Below are 17,739 nucleotides of genomic sequence, written 5' to 3' on the forward strand. Positions count from 1 at the left end.
GCTGCCTCGGCGACGCCGATCGCCGAGGCGATCGTGGTGTTCTTCGTCAGCGCGATCAAAACCGACCCGAGCGGGATGATCACCGCGCGAAAAGATTGCGGCAGCAGGATTATTCGGAGATTCTGGCCGAATGACAATCCCAGCGACCGCGCCGCCTCGGCCTGGCCCAACGGGATGGTGTTGACCCCGGATCGTACCGTCTCGCAGACGAATGACGCTGTGTAGACCGTCAACCCGAGTACGGCGAGCCGGAAGTTGCTGTCCTCGATGGATGTCGGTGAATTCGAGTCAACAAACGTGACGCCCAGCGTCTGCGCCAGACCGAACGAGCAGAACAGGATGATCAGCGTCAGTGGGGTGTTGCGCACCACGTTGACATAGGTCGTTCCGAGCCAGTTGAGCATCGGCACCGGTGCCAGCCGCATCGCGGCCAGCACCGTACCGAGGATCAGCGCGCCGACGGCGGAGAACACCGTCAGCTGAATCGTCGTCCAGAAGGCCTCCAGAACCTGGCCCACGGTGTATCCGGGTAGTACCTCCACGTGCGGTTGGTCAGCTCTGCCGGGTCAGCAGGGGGCGAGAGCGGGCGGCGCGGGGGCAGCGATACCCGCGGGACCGAGGTTCTTGTCCCACGCGGCCTTCCACGCGCCTTCCGACTCCATTTTCTTCACCGCGTCCGTGATCTTGGTGCACAGTTCCGTGTCGCCCTTCTTCAGGCCGATGCCGTAGTTCTCCTGCGAGAACGGCTTGCCGACGATCTTGAACGCGCCGGGGCTCTGTGCGGCATAACCGGCAAGGATCACCTCGTCGGTGGTGACCGCGTCGATGGCCCCGTTCTTCAGCGCCTCGACGCAGGCGGAGTACGTGTCGTACTGCTGCAGCTGCACACCCGGGTACTTGTCCTTGATGCGCTGCGCGGGCGTCGAACCCGACACCGAGCACAGCTTCTTGTTGTTCTGCAGCGACTCGGCGCCGGTGATGTCGTTGTTGTCGGCCTTCACCAGGAGGCTCTGGCCGGTGACCAGGTAGGGGCCCGCGAAGCTGACCTTCTCCTTACGGGCGTCGGTGATCGAGTAGGTAGCGGCGATGAACTTGACCTGGTCGTTCTGGATCAGGGTCTCGCGCTGGCCTGACGGCGATTCCTTCCACTCGATCTTGTCTGCGGGATAGCCGAGTTCCTTGGCGACATAGGTGGCGACGTCGACGTCGAAGCCGCTCATCTTGCCGTCGGGATTCTTCAGGCCGAGACCGGGCTGGTCGAACTTCGTCCCGATGACGATCGAGTTCTCGCCGCCGCCGCCACCACATGCAGTGGCCGCGAACGGCAGGGCCATGGCCAGTGCTACGGCTCCTGCGACACGAAGTGAGAAGGACGCCATTTTGTTGTTCCTTTCGCCGGGGCTTTGTTGCTCTCAGTGCTTGAGGATCTTTCCGAGGAAATCTTTGGCGCGATCCGAGCGGGGGTTTTCGAAGAATTCCTTCGGCTCGGCGGCTTCGACGATCGCGCCGTCGGACATGAACACCACTCGGTTGGCCGCACCGCGGGCGAACCCCATCTCGTGGGTCACCACGATCATCGTCATGCCGTCCTTGGCCAGCGAGGTCATCACCGAGAGCACCTCGCTGATCATCTCCGGGTCCAGCGCGCTGGTCGGCTCGTCGAACAGCATGACTTTCGGGTTCATCGCCAGCGACCGCGCGATCGCCACCCGCTGCTGCTGCCCGCCCGATAGCTGTGCGGGGTACTTGTCGGCCTGGTTGGCCACGCCGACGCGGTCCAGCAGCTCCATCGCCTTCTTGCGCGCGTCCTCCTTGGACGCTTTGCGCACCTTGCGAGGTGCCAGTGCGACGTTTTCCAGAATCGTCTTGTGCGCGAACAGATTGAACGACTGAAACACCATGCCGACGTCGGACCGCAGCTGCGCGAGCTTGCGTCCTTCCTCCGGCAACACCTCACCGTCGATCTCGATCGTGCCCGATTCGATGGTCTCGAGCCGATTGATGGTGCGGCACAACGTTGATTTGCCGGAGCCGGACGGCCCCAGCACGACGATCACCTCGGCACGGTCGACGTCGAGGTCGATGTCCTTGAGCACATGGAGATCGCCGAAATGCTTGTTGACGCCCTTGATCGAGACCATCGGCGTGCCCATGGATGCAGACCTTACCCAGGTAACGCGCAGGTTGTCTTCAACTCGTGAATCCGCCCAATTAACGCCGTATTGCCGCCCGTAACATGGGCCTGGTGACATCGACGGCAACCACGGAGGCTGGGCGCACCTATCAGGTGCGCACCTACGGCTGCCAGATGAACGTGCACGACTCCGAGCGGCTGGCGGGCCTGCTCGAGGCCGCGGGCTACCGGCGTGCGGCCTACGGCGCGGACGCCGACGTTGTGGTGTTCAACACATGTGCCGTGCGGGAGAACGCCGACAACAAGCTCTACGGCAACCTCAGCCACCTGGTGCCGCGCAAACAGGCCGACCCGGATATGCAGATCGCCGTCGGCGGGTGTCTGGCGCAAAAGGACCGCGACGCCGTGCTGCGCCGGGCCCCGTGGGTGGATGTCGTCTTCGGCACACACAACATCGGGTCGCTGCCGGCACTGCTCGATCGGGCTCGGCACAACAACGCGGCGCAGGTCGAAATCGTCGAGGCACTGCAGGAGTTCCCGTCGAATTTGCCGGTGGCGCGGGAATCCGCTTACGCCGGTTGGGTTTCGATCTCGGTTGGCTGCAACAACACCTGCACGTTCTGCATCGTGCCCGCGTTGCGCGGCAAGGAGGTCGACCGCAGGCCGGGCGATGTGCTGGCCGAGGTGCAGGCACTGGTGGAGCAGGGTGTCCTCGAGGTGACGCTGCTCGGCCAGAACGTCAACGCCTACGGCGTCTCGTTCGCCGACCCCGACCAGCCACGCGATCGCGGGGCGTTCGCCCAACTTCTGCGCGCCTGCGGGCGGATCGACGGTCTGGAACGGGTCCGGTTCACCTCGCCTCACCCCGCCGAGTTCACCGACGACGTCATCGAGGCGATGGCGGAGACGCCGAATGTGTGCCCGGCCCTTCACATGCCGATGCAATCCGGCTCGGACCGGGTGCTGCGGGCCATGCGCCGCTCCTACCGCTCCGATCGCTTCCTGTCCATCCTCGACAAGGTGCGCACCGCCATCCCGCACGCCGCGGTCACCACCGACCTGATCGTCGGATTCCCTGGAGAGACCGAGCAGGACTTTCAGGACACGCTCGACGTGGTGGCCGCGGCCCGGTTCAGCGCAGCGTTCACGTTCCAGTATTCGAAGCGACCCGGCACGCCGGCGGCCGAGCTCGACGGACAGCTACCGAAAGCCATCGTGCAAGAACGTTATCAACGACTCATCGACACCCAGGAGCGAATCTCGCTGGAGGAGAACACCGCCCAGATCGGCCGCACCGTCGAGCTGTTGGTAGCCGTCGGCGAAGGGCGTAAGGACTCCCGCACCGCGAGGATGTCCGGTCGCGCGAGGGACGGCAGGTTGGTGCACTTCACCCCGATGGGCGCCGATATCCGGCCCGGGGACATCGTGACCACCGCCGTCACCGGCGCCGCGCCGCACCATCTGATCGCCGACGGGGCGCTGCTGGCGCATCGGCGTACCCGCGCAGGTGACGCGCACGAGGCCGGGCGTCGGCCGCAGGGTATCGGCCTCGGCATGCCGGGCATAGGGGTGCCGGTCAGCCTGCCGACCACCTCAGGGTGTGCGCGGTGACCGCGGGCGATCACAAGGGCGGAGACTTCGAGGACTTCAAGAGCGATATCGAGGCCGCCGAACGCCGCATCGCCCGCGAAATCGATCCCGGCGTAAGGGCGTTGGTCATCGCCGTCGCGGTTTTCGTACTGCTGGCGACGTTCATCCTGCCGCACACCGGCGGCGCCAAGGGCTGGGATGTGCTGGCAGGCAACGATGCCGCGATCGGGGTCGGGATCTCCCTGCCGTCGCGCGTGTTCATCTGGCTGGCGCTGGTGTTCGGGGTCGGCTTCTCGATGCTGGCCCTGCTGACCAGACGATGGGCGTTGGCGTGGATGGCGCTGGCCGGATCCATGCTGGCGTCCTTCACCGGGCTGCTGGCGGTGTGGTCGCGGCAGACCGCTGTTGCACCGCACCCTGGGCCCGGCATCGGCCTGATCGTCGCCTGGCTCACCGTGATCGTGCTGACCTACAACTGGGCCCGGGTGGTGTGGGCACGCACCGCGCTGCAGCTCGCAGCCGAGGAGGAGCGTCGCAGGGCGGCCGCCAAGCGGCAGACCAGGGGCCTGCTGGAGAGCCTCGACGACGACACCGACGGCGAGGGACCGAAGGGCTAGCCTTTCCTGCCGAGAGCTTCGGCCGCGGCTTCGGCCCACTGCCGCCATTGCTCGGCGCTGGCCCGCGCGTCCTCGGCGTCCTTGGAACGGCCTGCCGCCGCCGCCTTCTCTGCCTGCCGTTCGTACTGTTCGGCGCGTTCCCGGAATTGATCGGCGCGCGCCTGAGCCTCGGGATCGATGCGGTGGCTCGGCGCGTCGCGCACCTTCTTCTCGATCGCCCGCAACCGCCGCTCCAGGTCGGCGCCGCGCTCACGCGGCACCTTGCCGATCTTGTCCCATTTGTCGCCGATGGTGCGCAGGGCGGAACGCGCCGCATCCAGATCCGAGGTGTCCAATCTCCCGGCCTCCGCGAGCAGCGCCTCTTTCGCATCCGCGTTGGCGCGGAACTCGGCGTCGCGCTCGGCGGATATGGCGTTACGGGCCGCGAAGAAGGTGTCCTGGGCGGCCTTGAACCGCTGCCACAGCGCGTCATCGACGTCCTTGCTGGCGCGGCCGGCCGCCTTCCACTCCGTCAGCAGTTCGCGAAAGGCCGCCGACGTCGGTCCCCAGTCGGTCGAGCCGGCCAGTTCCTCGGCGCGTTCGCACAACGCCTCCTTGGCCTGGCGGGCGCCCGCCCGTTCGCGGTCGAGTTCGGCGAAATGCGCCCCGCGGCGGCGGTTGAAACCTTCCCGCGCCGCCGAATACCGCTTCCACAGCGCGTCATCGGTCTTGCGGTCGACTCCGCTGATCGTGCGCCACTCGTCGAGGATTTCCCGCAGCCGGTCACCGGCGGCCTTCCACTGCGTCGAAGTGGTCGCCAGGTCCTCGGCCTCGGCGGCCAGCGCCTCCTTGCGGGCGGTCTGCTCGGCGCGGTGCTCCTCGCGCTTGGCCTTTTCGGCCGCGGCCGCGGAGTCGGCGTGCTCGACGATCGCCGTCAGCCTCGCCGCCAACGCGTCGACGTCCCCGAGCACCGATGCGGTGGGCAGGCTTTCGGCGAGGGATGCCGCGGCCGACTTGATCTTGCGGGCATCGCCGGTGCCCGACGCCAGCCGGCTTTCCATCAACCCGATCTCGGTGGCGAGGTCGTCGAAGCGCCGTCCGAAATGGGCGAAGGCCGCTTCGGTGTCGCCTGCCTGCCAGGATCCGATGACCCGTTCGCCTGCGCTGCTGATCAGCCACACCGTGCCGTCGGGGTCGACGCGACCGTACCTATGCGGATCGACTGCAGGGGCGACGGGCGCGCCGTGATGGGCGGACGGTGACGGACCGGGCCGTGGGCCCGGACGCGGTGGTCCGGGACGGGGAGCGGGTTTGGGGGTGGTCGTCATCGATTCCGGGGTCGTCCCCCTGACCTCCGGCGGGGCGGTGCCGCCACCGTCTTCTGCCCTACGGGCGTCGGTCCTCCCGCCGGGTTCGCTGGTCGTCATCTTCGTTCCTCGTGCCCTCCGCGCGGACATTTCCGCGCACCTGCCGCGCGACGCGGCGCCCGTCTACTTCGCACGCTATTCAAACAGGTCGCCGTGCGTCCGTACGCCGATGCTGCCATTTGCCTAGGCTCGTCACCGACGACGACGGGAGGTCCAGGAGATGGCCAAGGCGGACATCGCCGCCCTGCTCGCCCTCGGCGCCGCCTTCTTCATCGCGATCGGCGACGTCATCCATCAGCGCTCCGCACACGAGGTCACCGACGAACCCGTCAGCCACCTCGAGCTGACCACCAGGCTGCTCCGCGACCGGCGGTGGTGGCTCGGCAGCCTGGTGGCGGCGGCCGGGTTCGCACTGCAGGCGGCGGCGCTCGGTCTGGGTTCGGTGCTGCTCGTGCAGGCGCTGCTGGTCACCTCACTGCTGTTCGCGCTGCCGATCAACGCATGGGCGAGCCGCCGCAGGGTGACCCGGTGGGAGTGGCTGTGGGCGGCGCTGCTCGCCGCGGCGGTGGCGGTGATCGTGACCGTCGGCAACCCGTCTGCGGGCCATTCGCGTGCCTCGTTCGAGACCTGGACGGCGGTTGTGGTGGTCCTCGGCCCCGCACTGGTGCTCTGCGTGCTTGGCGCCAGCATCGTCAAGGGGCCTGCCAGCGCGATCCTGCTCGGGGTGGTGTCGGGTGCGCTGTGGGGCTTGTTCGCGGTGCTGACCAAGGGCGTGGTGGACCGGCTCGACGGCGGGTTGTGGGCGTTGGTCCGCACACCTGAGCTGTATGTGTGGGTGCTGGTCGCCATCGCGGGCACGGCGTATCAGCAGGCGTCCTTCCGGGCCGGTTCGTTGACGGCGTCGCTGCCGACGATGACGGTCACCGAACCGCTCGTGGGGTCGGTGCTCGGCGTCGTCGTGCTGGGCGAAGCGCTGCGTCCGGGCGAGGCGGGCTGGTTCATCCTCATCGTCGCGGTGGCGGTGATGGTGGTCGCGACGGCTGCGCTGGCGCGTGGCGAGGCCGCGACCGCGTCGGCGAGGCAACCAGCATGAAGTCGGCCCGTTAGTTTGGTTTCGTGCTGAGCGCCATCGCGATCGTCCCGTCGGCACCGGTCATGGTTCCCGAGCTGGCGGCGTCGGCGGCCGGTGAACTGACCGACTTGCGTGAGGCGGTGTTCACGGCTGCCTCGTCGCTGCCTGCGCGCTGGATCGCCGTCGGTGTCGGTCCAGCTGACGCGGTCATCGGTCCCGAACGGGTCGGCACATTCGCGGGCTACGGCGTCGACCTGCGCGTCGCGCTGTCGCCGGATGCCGGCGACGCCCCCGGCGAACTGCCGCTCTGCGCGCTGATCACCGGCTGGGTGCGCGCACAGGTCGATGCCGGGGCGCGCGCCGAGGTGCGGGTGTTCTGCGTCGACCACGGTTCCGAGGCGGCACGCGACCGCGGCAGGTGGCTGCGCGCCGAGGTCGACGACGCCGCAGAACCCGTCGGCGTGCTCGTCGTGGCCGACGGAGCCCACACCCTCACACCGCCCGCGCCGGGCGGCTACCACCCGGAGATGATCCCGGTGCAGGCCTCGCTGGACGACGCGCTGGCAGGCGGCGACACCGAGGCGCTCGCCCGGCTGCCGCGCGCCGTCGTCGGCCGGGTCGGCTACCAGGTGCTGGCCGGACTCGCCGCCGAAGGCCCGCGCTCGGCGAGGGAGCTCTATCGCGGAGCGCCTTACGGCGTCGGATATTTCGCCGGCGCCTGGCACCCATGAGGCCGCTCGCGATCATCGGCCCCACCGGCACCGGCAAGTCGGCGCTGGCACTGGCGGTGGCGGAGCGGCTTGGCGGAGAGATCGTGAACGCCGACGCCATGCAGCTCTACCGCGGGATGGACATCGGCACCGCGAAGCTGCCCGTCGCCGAGCGCCGCGGCATCCCGCACCATCAGCTCGACGTGCTGGACGTCACCGAGACCGCGACCGTCGCGCGCTATCAACGCGATGCCGCCGCCGACGTCGAGCGGATCTCGGCCGCCGGAACGCCGCCGATCATCGTCGGCGGATCCATGATGTACATCCAGTCGCTGCTCGACGACTGGTCGTTTCCGGCCACCCAACCCGACGTCCGGGCCAGGTGGGAGCTGAGGCTGGCCGACATCGGCGCCGCCGCGCTGCACCGGGAACTGGGCCGGGTCGACTCGGCGGCGGCCTCGTCGATCCTGGCCACCGACGGCAGGCGCATCGTGCGGGCGCTCGAGGTGATCGAGCTGACCGGCAAGCCGTTCGCGGCGTCGGCGCCCACCATCGGTCCACCGCGCTGGGACACCGCTATTGTCGGGTTGGATTGGGAGACAAGCGCTCTCGACGAGCGGCTGGCTCTGCGCACCGACGTGATGTTCACCGACGGCCTCGTTGACGAGGTGCGCGCACTGCTGGACAGGGGGCTGCGCGACGGCGTGACCGCATCCAGGGCGCTCGGCTACGCACAGGTGATCGAGGACCTCGAGGCGGGCGGCGACGGCTCGGCCGCACGCGAACCGACGTTCATCGGCACCCGCCGCTATGTACGACGGCAGCGGTCGTGGTTCCGCCGCGATCACCGGATCACCTGGCTCGACGGCACGGCCGGCGACAACGTCACCGACACGCTGCGGGCATGGCGAGACGTATCCTGATCAGGTGATGTTCGCAAAGGGTCACGGCACGCAGAACGATTTCGTGCTGCTGCCCGACCTGGACGGCAGGCTGCCACTGCAGCCTGCCGCGGTCGCCGCCCTGTGCGACCGCCGTCGCGGCATCGGCGCCGACGGTGTGCTGCGGGTGACCACCGCGGGCGCGGCGGCGGACGCGGGTGTGTTCGAGCGGCTGCCAGAAGGCGTCGCTGCTGGTGACTGGTACATGGACTACCGCAACGCGGACGGGTCGATCGCCCAGATGTGCGGCAACGGCGTCCGGGTGTTCGCCCACTACCTGCGCGCATGCGGGCTGGAGAACCGCGACGAGTTCGTCGTCGGCTCGTTGGCGGGCCCTCGGCCGGTGATGCTGCACGGCTGGGACGCCACCAATGCCGACGTCACCGTGGAGATGGGCAAGGCCAACCAGCTCGGCACCGGCGAGGCGATCGTCAGCGGCAGACCCTTCGCCGGGCTCGCGATCGACGTCGGAAACCCACACCTGGCGTGCGTGGACCCCGACCTGGCCGCCGACGAGCTGGCCGCGCTCGATGTGGCCGCGCCGGTGGGGTTCGACGCCGGGCAGTTCCCCGACGGGGTCAACATCGAAGTACTGACGGCTCCGTCGAATGGTTCGGTGTCGATGCGGGTACACGAGCGAGGTGTCGGCGAAACTCGTTCGTGCGGAACAGGAACGGTGGCTGCCGCCGTCGCCGCGCTGGCGTACCAGGGCGCAACGACCGGCACGCTTGCGGTCTGCATCCCCGGCGGCCAGGTGTCCGTCACCGTCACCGACGCCAGCAGCTACTTGCGCGGTCCGTCGGTCTTGGTGGCCGGCGGTGAGATTTCCGAGGAATGGTGGCGTGCTCAGCAGCGTTAATAGGGGTGCATGAAAAGTGATCTCCGTGCGAATCTTTATTCGCCTATGACCTATCCCGAATCCCACATCAACCACACTCCGAGCGCCGGTGAGCTGGCCCTCGACGACCGCACGGCGCTGCGCCGGGTGGCCGGCCTGTCGACCGAACTCACCGACGTCTCCGAGGTCGAGTACCGCCAGCTGCGACTGGAGCGCGTCGTGCTGGTCGGCGTCTGGACCGAAGGCAGTGCCGCCGACGCCGACGCCAGCCTGGCCGAACTGGCCGCGCTCGCCGAAACGGCAGGCTCCGAGGTGCTCGACGGCCTCATCCAGCGCCGTGACAAGCCGGACGCCTCCACCTACATCGGGTCCGGCAAGGCGCAGGAGTTGCGCGACGTGGTGGTCGCGACCGGCGCCGACACCGTGATCTGCGACGGCGAGCTGAGCCCCGCTCAGCTGACCGCGCTGGAGAAGGCGGTCAAGGTGAAGGTGATCGACCGCACCGCGCTGATCCTCGACATCTTCGCCCAGCACGCCACCAGCCGGGAGGGCAAGGCGCAGGTGGCGCTCGCGCAGATGGAGTACATGCTTCCTCGGCTGCGTGGGTGGGGCGAGTCGATGTCCCGCCAGGCGGGCGGGCGCGCAGGCGGCAGCGGCGGCGGTGTCGGTCTGCGCGGCCCCGGCGAGACGAAGATCGAGACCGACCGCCGACGCATCCGTGAACGAATGTCCAAGCTGCGCCGCGACATCAAGGCCATGAAGAAGGTCCGCGACACACAACGCAGCCGCAGGCTGGGCAGCGACATGGCCTCCATCGCAATCGTCGGCTACACCAACGCGGGCAAGTCCAGCCTGCTCAATGCGCTCACCGGAGCGGGTGTACTGGTGGAGAACGCGTTGTTCGCGACACTGGAACCCACAACGCGCCGAGGCGAATTCGGCGACGGCAGACCGTTCGTACTGACCGACACGGTGGGTTTCGTCCGCCACCTGCCGACCCAATTGGTCGAGGCCTTCCGCTCCACGCTGGAGGAAGTCGTCGACGCCGACCTACTGGTCCACGTGGTCGATGGTTCTGACGCCCACCCGCTGGCGCAGATCGTCGCGGTGCGTCAGGTGATCAACGAGGTGCTCGCCGAACGTGACAGCCAACCGCCGCCGGAGTTGGTGGTGGTCAACAAGATCGACGCCGCCGACGGCCTCACGCTGGCCCAGTTGCGGCGCGCGCTACCCGGCGCGGTATTCGTCTCCGCACATACGGGCGACGGCCTCGACCAGTTGCAGCGGCGGATGGCGCAACTGGTGACGCCGACCGACACTGCTGTCGATGTGACCATCCCGTACGACCGCGGCGACCTGGTGGCACGCGTGCACGCCGACGGCCGGGTCGACGCCACCGAGCACACCCCGGAAGGCACTCGGATCAAGGCACGCGTGCCGATCCCGTTGGCCGCCAGCCTGAGCGAGTTCGCGACGTTCTAGTACACAAAAATGGGGCACCCCTCGGTGCCCCATTTCCGTGCTGTGCGTTTCTCAGTTCTGTTCGGCCTCTTGACGCTTCTCGGCCGTCTTCGCGGCGGCGCGGGCGCCCTCGGCCTCTGCCTCTTTCTGGGCGGCATTGCGCTGCGCGTCGGCCTTGTCCTGCTGGGCCTGACCCTCGCGATAGAGGTCGTCGCGACCGGCGACGGCCCCCGCGACTTCCTTGACCTTGCCCTTCACGCCCTCGACGACACCCTTGACGGCCTCTTCGGGACCGCTGTTGTTCTCCGCCATCGCGCATCTCCTTTTCATTGGTTGCCCGTTTCGTTCCCCGGATTGGCTGTTCGTTAAACGCGCATCCCGGTTTGGTGGTGCACCTCACAACGGTCGGGGGTGTCAGGCGAGGTCGAATAGGTCGGCGGCGCCGGCGCTCATCACCAACCCTGCCAGCCCGGCTTTCAGTTCGGCGAGCCGACGCTCCTGCTCGGCGGTCCTGTTCTCGGTGCGAGCAAGGTCGATGAACTCGTCGGTCACGAACCCGTCGCGCAGGACCAGCGTCGCCGCGCGGTCGCCGATGGCCACCTCGAAGACGAAGTCCTCGAGTAACCGTCCCCGGTCAGCGCGTAAAAGGGATCGATCGACCGTGTATCGCCCCTCGCTGACGCCCCGGGTGACCACCTCGAACCCGTCGCGCGCACCGGGTCCGCGGAAGGCGGTGCGCACGACCACAGATCGCCTTGGCGGGGCTACACCGGGGGAGAGCTCACCGAACGCGCGTTGCAGGACCTTGAAGGCCATCGCCACGCCGGCGGGAGAGTGCGGGCCGTGATAGCGCATCATGTCGTCGAACGTGAATGCGATGGTCGTTCCACCGTCTTCGACCTGCAACGACTGCACCTCGCTCACTGAAGGATTCTATTTCCACTACCGCACCGCCCGGCAACCAACCATCCGGTTGGGTGAGATATCGTCGTGGCAAAAGCCCCCACTGATTTCCGGAGGTCTACATGGGCAACGTCGTCAAGTACGAGCGCACTCTCTTCGAGCCCGAGCACGACTTGTTCCGCGAGTCCTACCGCTCCTTCCTCGATCGGCATGTCGCGCCCCACCACGACCAGTGGGAGAAGGACAAGATCGTCGATCGAAGCGTCTGGCTGGAAGCCGGCAAGCAGGGCTTCCTCGGCATGGCCGTGCCCGAGGAGTACGGCGGCGGCGGCAACTCCGACTTCCGCTACAACGTGGTGCTCACCGAGGAGACCACCGCAGGGCGGTTCAGTGGGCTCGGCTTCGGCCTGCACAACGACATCATCGCGCCGTACCTGCTCAACCTGACTACCGAGGAGCAGAAACAGCGCTGGCTGCCCAAGTTCTGCAGCGGCGAGTACATCACCGCGATCGCGATGACCGAGCCCGGCACCGGCAGCGACCTGCAGGGCATCAAGACCAGGGCGGTCAAGGTGGACGACCATTACGTCCTCAACGGGTCCAAGACGTTCATCACCAACGGCATCAACGCCGACCTGGTGATCGTCGTCGCGTGCACCGATCCCGACAAGGGTGCCCAGGGCTTCTCGCTGCTGGTCGTCGAGCGCGGCATGGACGGCTTCGAGCGCGGCAGGCATCTCGAGAAGATCGGCCTGGACGCGCAGGACACCGCCGAACTGTCGTTCACCGACGTCAAGGTCCCCGCCGAGAACCTGCTGGGCCAGGAGGGCATGGGCTTCATCTACCTGATGCAGAACCTGCCCCAGGAGCGGCTGAACATCGCGGTGATGGCCGCCGCGGCGATGGACGCCGTGCTGACCGAAACGCTGCAATACGCCAAGGAGCGCAAGGCCTTTGGCAGGCCGATCGGCAGCCAGCAGAACAGCCGCTTCGTTTTGGCCGAATTGTCCACGGAGGCAACGGCAGTGCGGATCATGGTCGACGAGTTCATCCGGTTGCATCTGGACGGGAAGCTCTCCGCCGAGCAGGCCGCGATGGCCAAGTGGTACTCCACCGAGAAGCAGGTGCATCTCATCGATCGGTGCCTGCAGTTGCACGGTGGCTACGGGTACATGCGGGAATACCCGGTTGCGCGCGCGTATCTGGACGCGCGGGTGCAGACCATCTACGGCGGCACGACCGAGATCATGAAGGAGATCATCGGGCGCTCGCTGGGCGTGTAGGTCCCACCTGGATCTCGGCCTCCCGGGAAACGCCGGTTCCCTACCGTTATCGTGTCTATCTGACGTACGGCTGACGAACGCGCTAGTTTCAGGGGACTTTGCCGTGACACGGGGAGGGGTGGATGAATGGGGAGCGTGCCCTGCTGAATTCCGTATTGGGCCGTGCGGCGGCGGCTGTGCTGGCTGCTTCCGTTGCCCTTGTGCTGGCCCCCGTGGCGGCAGCGACGCCGGACTCCGACGCCGCCGACGCGATCAACCGGGCGTACGACGCCGGCGGCGGCGCGACCGGCCCCCTGGGACCCAATGACGGCGACGTCTATCCCATCGGCGCCGGCTTCGGCCAGAACTACGCCGGCGGCAAGATCTTCTTCACCCCCGACACCGGCGCGCACATCATGGGCGGCGCGATCCTGCAGAAATACGAGTCGCTCGGCGGACCGGCCGACGGCGACCTCGGGTTTCCAACGATCGACGAGGGTCCGGGCAAGGTCAGCCCGGACAGCCGCAACACCACGTTCAGCGCGGCCGACAAGCCGGTCATCTTCTGGACGCCCGACACCGGCGCCCATGTCGTCAGGGGTGCACTGAACGCGGCTTGGGACAAGCTCGGCGGCTCGCCTGGGGCGCTTGGCGTGCCGACCGAGGACGAGATCTTCAACGGCGACATCGTCTCGCAGAAGTTCACCGGCGGTGAGGTTTCCTGGAACCGGTCCTCGAAGGAGTTCACCACCGTTCCACCCGATCTGGCGGGCCAGTTGGCCGGGCTGACGGTGCCCCAGGACGCCACGTCGGCGATCGATGCGGCCAGGCGGGCCGCCGGTGGTCCGCTGGGACCGCTCGGGGCCAAGCAGGGTGCGCAGTATGCCATCGGGCAGGACGGCGCCGGGCAGGACTTCACCGGCGGCAAGATCTACTACAGCCCGGCCACCGGCGCGAACGTGGTCAGCGGCCAGGTACTGAAGAAGTATGAGTCGGTGGGCGGGCCGCAGGGCGACCTCGGCCTGCCGAGCAGTGACGAGGCCGACGGCGGATTGAAGACGGGCAGCCGCGTCAGCACGTTCTCCGCGCAGGATAAGCCGGTGATCTTCTGGACGCCCGACTACGGGGCTTTCATCGTGCGCGGGGCAATGAACGCGGCGTGGGACAAACTCGGCGGCGCCGCCGGTTCGCTCGGGCCCCCGGTGGCCGACCAGACCGAGGACGGAAACGTCGTCTCTCAGCGGTTCACCGGCGGCCAGCTCTCCTGGGACAAACAGGCCAACAAGTTCACCACGCAACCGGCCAACCTGGCGTCCGGGCTGGCGGGCCTCAGCGTCCCCGGCTACGAACCGCCCCAAGCGTCGAACGCCGCCGCTTCGCATTCCGAGAAGCGCAACTGGTTCACACCGTCGTGGTGGTGGTTGCTCGCAGGCATTCCGTTGATGGTTCTGATCGGCCTGATTCTGGTTGCGACGCTGCGCAATCGCAACGGCGACGTGGATGAGTTGAAGGACGACTTCGATGTCGACACCAGCCACGAGACCGATGACGAGGCCGAAGCGCTGCGACTTGCGGGCGCCGAAGAGCCTTCCCGGGTCCGGCTCGCCGAGAGTTACGCTCGCCCATCGGAATCCGAGCGGTACGGGCCGGGCAGAGACCCGTTCGAGGAGACGGTCGATGACGCCGACGAGTTCTCCGAACTCGAGCCCGAACCCGACGAGTCCGATACCGCGCCGACGCGGATCCCGTCGCATTCCGAGGCGAATTCCGGTCGCCACGCGGCGATTCAGCTGGACGAATCACCGGCCGATGAGCCTGAACCGGTTGCGGCGCCCGCCCCCGAGGCCAGTCCAGGCGATGCGCAGGAGGCGCAGACCGCGATTCACCTACCGCTTGACGACCCGTACCTGGCTCCCACCGGATACCCCATCAAGGCGGACACCAAGTCGGGTCTGTACTGGGGGCCGGAAAGCGACCTCTACGACCACGTTCCGGCCGAGGTCTACTTCGTCAACGAGCAATTCGCCCGCGCCAACGGGTTCGTCAAGGCCGATTAGCTGAGTCAGATCTTCCTGATCACCGTGACGACCTTGCCGAGGACCGCGGCGTCGTTGCCGGGAATCGGATCGAACGCCGGATTGTGCGGCATCAGCCATACCTGGCCGCGGGTGCGTTTGAACGTCTTCACGGTGGCCTCGCCGTCGATCATCGCCGCGACGATGTCGCCGTTGTCGGCGACGTTCTGCTGACGCACCACGACCCAGTCGCCATCGCAGATCGCCGCGTCGATCATCGACTCGCCGACCACCTTGAGCAGGAACAGCGAGCCCTCGCCGACAAGCTCGCGGGGTAGCGGGAAGACGTCCTCGACGGCTTGTTCGGCCAGTATCGGGCCGCCCGCCGCGATGCGGCCCAGCACCGGCACGAAGGTCGGCTCGGGTAGCGCGTCCGAGCCGGCTACATCGGTGCCCACAATCGGTGTCACCATGTCGTCGGAGCCGCGCACGTCGACCGCACGCGGCCGGTTCGGATCGCGCCGCAGATAGCCCTTCCGCTCCAGGGTCCGCAACTGGTGAGCGACCGACGAGGTCGACGTCAGACCCACCGCATCGCCGATCTCCCTGATGCTCGGTGGATAGCCGCGGCTGGTCACCGAGGCGCGAATGACCTGCAGGATCGTGCGCTGCCGCTCGGTGAGTGTGCTCTCCGGCGCGCGGCGTTCGCCTGCGTTGCCGGGCCCTGTAGTGCTGTTCTGAGTGTCGGTGCGGTCCTCGCTCATGGCGCTGAATGTAGTCGCCGGACGCCCGATAATCAAACATGTGTTCGAGGCGTGTCGCAATCTGTGGATCCGCGACCTGCGGCCGACCGGTTTTGTCGGTGGCCTGCCCTATCGTTTCGCAACAGTTCGATCACATGTTCTATTAATCGAACACCTGATCGATTAGAGTTCGAACATAAGAGCGAACGATCGAAGCGGAAGGCGAGGCAGATGACAGTTCTGGACACGAGAGAAGTCCTGGCGGGTCCCGTCGTGCGGGGGCCTCACGGCCCGACGGCGGCGCGCCGGCCATACCGCGCACCCCAGAGCCGGCGACGGCCGGGCGGTGCACCGATGCGCTACCGCGGTCCCGGCGTCGTCATGTCCCGCGCATCGCATCGCAGGCGCCCGATCACGCCCGCCACCACCGTCGGGCTGGCGCTGCTCGCCGCGCTGATCACGGCGTGGCTCGGTGTGGTGGCTCAGTTCGGCGGTGTCGTCGGCACCGCCAGTTCGTCGGCACCGGTGCCCGACACGCTGGCCGTGGTCCAGGTACAGGCGGGGGAGACGCTGCAGCAGGTGGCGCACCGGGTGGCACCCGCCGCGCCCGTCGCCCATGTCGTCGACCGGATTCGGGAACTCAATCAACTGGAGTCCGCGTCGCTCGACGCCGGGCAGACGCTGATCGCACCGGTCGGCTGAGCGATGCGCGGCGAAACGCGCTGCCGCGCAACGGCCAGTCGGAGTGCGGGTTTTGGGCGGGATACGAAGGTACGCTCGGAGGCGTTCGAGTTGGTTGTCCGTCGGCACGGCGAAGGAGCAGTCATGCACTGTCCGTTCTGCCGTCATCCCGACTCGCGTGTCGTGGACTCCCGGGAAACCGACGAAGGCCAAGCGATCCGGCGCCGTCGCTCCTGCCCGGAGTGCGGCCGCCGGTTCACCACCGTCGAGACCGCAGTACTGGCCGTTGTCAAGCGCAGCGGGGTCACCGAGCCGTTCAGCCGCGAGAAGGTCATCAGGGGGGTGCGGCGCGCCTGCCAGGGTCGACAGGTCGACGACGATGCGCTGAACCTGTTGGCACAGCAGGTCGAGGACACCGTGCGCGCCGCCGGGTCGCCCGAAGTGCCCAGCCACGAGGTCGGATTGGCCATCCTGGGGCCATTACGGGATCTCGACGAGGTCGCCTACCTGCGCTTCGCGTCCGTATACCGGTCGTTCTCCTCGGCGGACGACTTCGAGCGCGAGATCGAGGCGCTTCGGGCGCACCGTACGGTCTCGAGCTAGGCCCACGGTTGCTCAGTCGATCTGCCTGGTTCCGTCGTCGACCACGCGGCCTGCGACCCGAACCCACCCGTCGGCGCTCCACTGCGTCCGGATGACTGAGCCCTTGCCCTGCACGATGGTGAGGTCGCGGCTGAGATAGTCGGTGATGCGAACCGCCGCCGCGCCGGTTGCCTCGTCCTCGGGCACGCCGAGGGCGACCGCGAACATCCGGGAGCGCAGCACGCCGTTGTCCTCGTCGGTCCACGTCCACAGATAGTTCTCGACGTCGTCGGGATAGTCGTCGGGCGTGGCGGCGAAGAGCTCCTCGGTGGACTTCAGGTAGTAGATCGCGAAGTCCGGTGCCCATTCGGCGCGCGCACGCACAGCAGCGATGTCGGCGTCGTAACTGACCTGGACCACCCCGGCTGGCACCTGCAGGGTGTTAATCGGGCGGCCGATATCGCGCAGCCACCACGACGCTCCTACGGTCGGATGACCGGCGAAGGGCAGTTCAGTGGTGGGTGTGAAGATCCGGGCATGCGCCGTATTCGCGCCGGGCTCGGGCAGATCGATGAATATCGTTTCGCTGTAACCCAATTGGGCGGCGATGCGCTGCCGGTCGGCGGGGTCGACGGCGCTTGCGTCGACCACGCCGAGTGGGTTGCCGAACTTCCCGTCCGCATCGGCGAATACCCGCAGCACTGTCACATCGATGGCCATGCGTTTCTCCTATGTCAAGCCGCTGCCGGTTGGCAAGCGTTTTGGCGGTTTTGATGGTCGGTGTGCAGGTGGTTGAAGACGACTCTGGAGAGGCGGCGTTTGAGGCAGCGCAGCGCTTCGGGGG

At 67.6% G+C, this 17,739-nt stretch carries 19 protein-coding genes and 1 pseudogene; 11 read left to right on the plus strand and 9 right to left on the minus strand.

The features are described from left to right. The 3 genes from QOC76_RS04535 to QOC76_RS04545 form a co-directional block, all read right to left on the minus strand. The coding region (locus QOC76_RS04535) for an amino acid ABC transporter permease (protein ID WP_526354636.1) at positions 1 to 518 on the minus strand (518 nt) is incomplete at its 3' end. Between the two features lie 48 nt (positions 519 to 566). Next, complete coding sequence (locus QOC76_RS04540; protein WP_526354638.1) at positions 567 to 1,379, minus strand: glutamate ABC transporter substrate-binding protein; 813 nt, start codon at positions 1,377 to 1,379, stop codon at positions 567 to 569. A gap of 33 nt (positions 1,380 to 1,412) precedes the next feature. Continuing rightward, positions 1,413 to 2,141, minus strand: coding sequence for an amino acid ABC transporter ATP-binding protein (locus tag QOC76_RS04545; RefSeq protein ID WP_526354672.1), 729 nt, complete (start codon positions 2,139 to 2,141; stop codon positions 1,413 to 1,415). A gap of 95 nt (positions 2,142 to 2,236) precedes the next feature. Here QOC76_RS04545 and miaB point away from each other — a divergent pair, with 95 nt between their 5' ends. Both miaB and QOC76_RS04555 read left to right on the plus strand, forming a co-directional pair. Continuing rightward, positions 2,237 to 3,745 carry a tRNA (N6-isopentenyl adenosine(37)-C2)-methylthiotransferase MiaB gene (miaB, locus tag QOC76_RS04550; RefSeq protein WP_526354640.1) on the plus strand — a complete coding sequence of 503 codons (1,509 nt, stop codon included), beginning with the start codon at positions 2,237 to 2,239 and terminating at the stop codon, positions 3,743 to 3,745. Then, positions 3,742 to 4,341 (plus strand): Rv2732c family membrane protein, encoded by a 600-nt coding sequence (locus QOC76_RS04555; protein ID WP_526354642.1) that lies wholly within the window; start codon positions 3,742 to 3,744, stop codon positions 4,339 to 4,341. Before miaB ends, QOC76_RS04555 begins: the two co-directional genes overlap by 4 nt. On the opposite strand, the gene QOC76_RS04560 is transcribed toward QOC76_RS04555, so the two are convergent. Next, complete coding sequence (locus QOC76_RS04560) at positions 4,338 to 5,747, minus strand: DUF349 domain-containing protein (protein WP_526354644.1); 1,410 nt, start codon at positions 5,745 to 5,747, stop codon at positions 4,338 to 4,340. The two genes, QOC76_RS04555 and QOC76_RS04560, sit on opposite strands and share 4 nt — an antisense overlap. A 160-nt stretch (positions 5,748 to 5,907) precedes the next feature. Here QOC76_RS04560 and QOC76_RS04565 point away from each other — a divergent pair, with 160 nt between their 5' ends. Genes QOC76_RS04565 through hflX form a run of 5 tightly spaced genes read left to right on the plus strand, consistent with a single transcriptional unit; the run spans position 5,908 to position 10,730 of the window. Then, on the plus strand, positions 5,908 to 6,780 hold the full coding sequence (locus QOC76_RS04565) for a DMT family transporter (protein ID WP_526354646.1): 873 nt from the start codon (positions 5,908 to 5,910) through the stop codon (positions 6,778 to 6,780). A 23-nt stretch (positions 6,781 to 6,803) separates the two neighbouring features. Then, positions 6,804 to 7,490 (plus strand): class III extradiol ring-cleavage dioxygenase family protein, encoded by a 687-nt coding sequence (locus QOC76_RS04570; RefSeq protein ID WP_526354648.1) that lies wholly within the window; start codon positions 6,804 to 6,806, stop codon positions 7,488 to 7,490. Beyond that, positions 7,487 to 8,392, plus strand: a complete 906-nt coding sequence (gene miaA / locus QOC76_RS04575; RefSeq protein WP_526354650.1) for a tRNA (adenosine(37)-N6)-dimethylallyltransferase MiaA — start codon at positions 7,487 to 7,489, stop codon at positions 8,390 to 8,392. The genes QOC76_RS04570 and miaA overlap by 4 nt, the downstream gene beginning before the upstream one ends. A 4-nt stretch (positions 8,393 to 8,396) precedes the next feature. Continuing rightward, entirely contained in the window at positions 8,397 to 9,269 is an 873-nt protein-coding gene (gene dapF / locus QOC76_RS04580) for a diaminopimelate epimerase (protein WP_526354652.1), read from the plus strand. A gap of 45 nt (positions 9,270 to 9,314) precedes the next feature. After that, positions 9,315 to 10,730: a GTPase HflX gene (hflX, locus tag QOC76_RS04585; RefSeq protein WP_526354654.1), complete on the plus strand. Its 1,416-nt coding sequence runs from the start codon at positions 9,315 to 9,317 to the stop codon at positions 10,728 to 10,730. A 51-nt stretch (positions 10,731 to 10,781) separates the two neighbouring features. On the opposite strand, the gene mbp1 is transcribed toward hflX, so the two are convergent. Then, positions 10,782 to 11,021 carry a microaggregate-binding protein 1 gene (gene mbp1, locus QOC76_RS04590; protein ID WP_526354656.1) on the minus strand — a complete coding sequence of 80 codons (240 nt, stop codon included), beginning with the start codon at positions 11,019 to 11,021 and terminating at the stop codon, positions 10,782 to 10,784. Between the two features lie 102 nt (positions 11,022 to 11,123). Next, a complete protein-coding gene (locus QOC76_RS04595) occupies positions 11,124 to 11,633 on the minus strand; it encodes a hypothetical protein (protein WP_526354658.1) in 510 nt (169 codons plus the stop codon). Positions 11,634 to 11,734: 101 nt separating this feature from the next. On the opposite strand from QOC76_RS04595, the gene QOC76_RS04600 reads away from it, so the two are divergent. Together QOC76_RS04600 and QOC76_RS04605 are read left to right on the plus strand one after the other, a co-directional pair. Next, positions 11,735 to 12,895 (plus strand): acyl-CoA dehydrogenase family protein, encoded by a 1,161-nt coding sequence (locus QOC76_RS04600; RefSeq protein WP_526354660.1) that lies wholly within the window; start codon positions 11,735 to 11,737, stop codon positions 12,893 to 12,895. A 122-nt stretch (positions 12,896 to 13,017) separates the two neighbouring features. Next, on the plus strand, positions 13,018 to 14,931 hold the full coding sequence (locus tag QOC76_RS04605; protein WP_526354662.1) for a sunset domain-containing protein: 1,914 nt from the start codon (positions 13,018 to 13,020) through the stop codon (positions 14,929 to 14,931). A gap of 5 nt (positions 14,932 to 14,936) precedes the next feature. Here QOC76_RS04605 and lexA read toward each other — a convergent pair whose 3' ends face one another. Then, on the minus strand, positions 14,937 to 15,653 hold the full coding sequence (gene lexA, locus QOC76_RS04610) for a transcriptional repressor LexA (RefSeq protein ID WP_526354664.1): 717 nt from the start codon (positions 15,651 to 15,653) through the stop codon (positions 14,937 to 14,939). 210 nt (positions 15,654 to 15,863) lie between these two features. Here lexA and QOC76_RS04615 point away from each other — a divergent pair, with 210 nt between their 5' ends. Next, entirely contained in the window at positions 15,864 to 16,334 is a 471-nt protein-coding gene (locus QOC76_RS04615; RefSeq protein WP_526354666.1) for a LysM peptidoglycan-binding domain-containing protein, read from the plus strand. A gap of 123 nt (positions 16,335 to 16,457) precedes the next feature. Beyond that, on the plus strand, positions 16,458 to 16,916 hold the full coding sequence (gene nrdR / locus QOC76_RS04620; protein WP_526354668.1) for a transcriptional regulator NrdR: 459 nt from the start codon (positions 16,458 to 16,460) through the stop codon (positions 16,914 to 16,916). Between the two features lie 12 nt (positions 16,917 to 16,928). On the opposite strand, the gene QOC76_RS04625 is transcribed toward nrdR, so the two are convergent. Together QOC76_RS04625 and QOC76_RS04630 are read right to left on the minus strand one after the other, a co-directional pair. After that, positions 16,929 to 17,615, minus strand: coding sequence for a PhzF family protein (locus QOC76_RS04625; protein ID WP_526354670.1), 687 nt, complete (start codon positions 17,613 to 17,615; stop codon positions 16,929 to 16,931). A 14-nt stretch (positions 17,616 to 17,629) separates the two neighbouring features. Next, a pseudogene (locus QOC76_RS04630) lies at positions 17,630 to 17,739 on the minus strand (IS110 family transposase); the annotation flags it as partial.

The organism is Mycobacterium sp. (assembly GCF_032159565.1).
Taxonomy (GTDB): Bacteria; Actinomycetota; Actinomycetes; order Mycobacteriales; family Mycobacteriaceae; genus Mycobacterium.

Bases quoted from the DNA above. Each gene is read 5' to 3' on its own strand.
- QOC76_RS04540 (WP_526354638.1), bottom strand. From the start codon at position 1,379: ATGGCGTCCTTCTCACTTCGTGTCGCAGGAGCCGTAGCACTGGCCATG.
- QOC76_RS04545 (WP_526354672.1), bottom strand. From the start codon at position 2,141: ATGGTCTCGATCAAGGGCGTCAACAAGCATTTCGGCGATCTCCATGTG.
- miaB (WP_526354640.1), top strand. From the start codon at position 2,237: ATGGGCCTGGTGACATCGACGGCAACCACGGAGGCTGGGCGCACCTAT.
- QOC76_RS04560 (WP_526354644.1), bottom strand. From the start codon at position 5,747: ATGACGACCAGCGAACCCGGCGGGAGGACCGACGCCCGTAGGGCAGAA.
- QOC76_RS04565 (WP_526354646.1), top strand. From the start codon at position 5,908: ATGGCCAAGGCGGACATCGCCGCCCTGCTCGCCCTCGGCGCCGCCTTC.
- miaA (WP_526354650.1), top strand. From the start codon at position 7,487: ATGAGGCCGCTCGCGATCATCGGCCCCACCGGCACCGGCAAGTCGGCG.
- hflX (WP_526354654.1), top strand. From the start codon at position 9,315: ATGACCTATCCCGAATCCCACATCAACCACACTCCGAGCGCCGGTGAG.
- mbp1 (WP_526354656.1), bottom strand. From the start codon at position 11,021: ATGGCGGAGAACAACAGCGGTCCCGAAGAGGCCGTCAAGGGTGTCGTC.
- QOC76_RS04600 (WP_526354660.1), top strand. From the start codon at position 11,735: ATGGGCAACGTCGTCAAGTACGAGCGCACTCTCTTCGAGCCCGAGCAC.
- QOC76_RS04605 (WP_526354662.1), top strand. From the start codon at position 13,018: ATGAATGGGGAGCGTGCCCTGCTGAATTCCGTATTGGGCCGTGCGGCG.
- lexA (WP_526354664.1), bottom strand. From the start codon at position 15,653: ATGAGCGAGGACCGCACCGACACTCAGAACAGCACTACAGGGCCCGGC.
- QOC76_RS04615 (WP_526354666.1), top strand. From the start codon at position 15,864: ATGACAGTTCTGGACACGAGAGAAGTCCTGGCGGGTCCCGTCGTGCGG.
- nrdR (WP_526354668.1), top strand. From the start codon at position 16,458: ATGCACTGTCCGTTCTGCCGTCATCCCGACTCGCGTGTCGTGGACTCC.
- QOC76_RS04625 (WP_526354670.1), bottom strand. From the start codon at position 17,615: ATGGCCATCGATGTGACAGTGCTGCGGGTATTCGCCGATGCGGACGGG.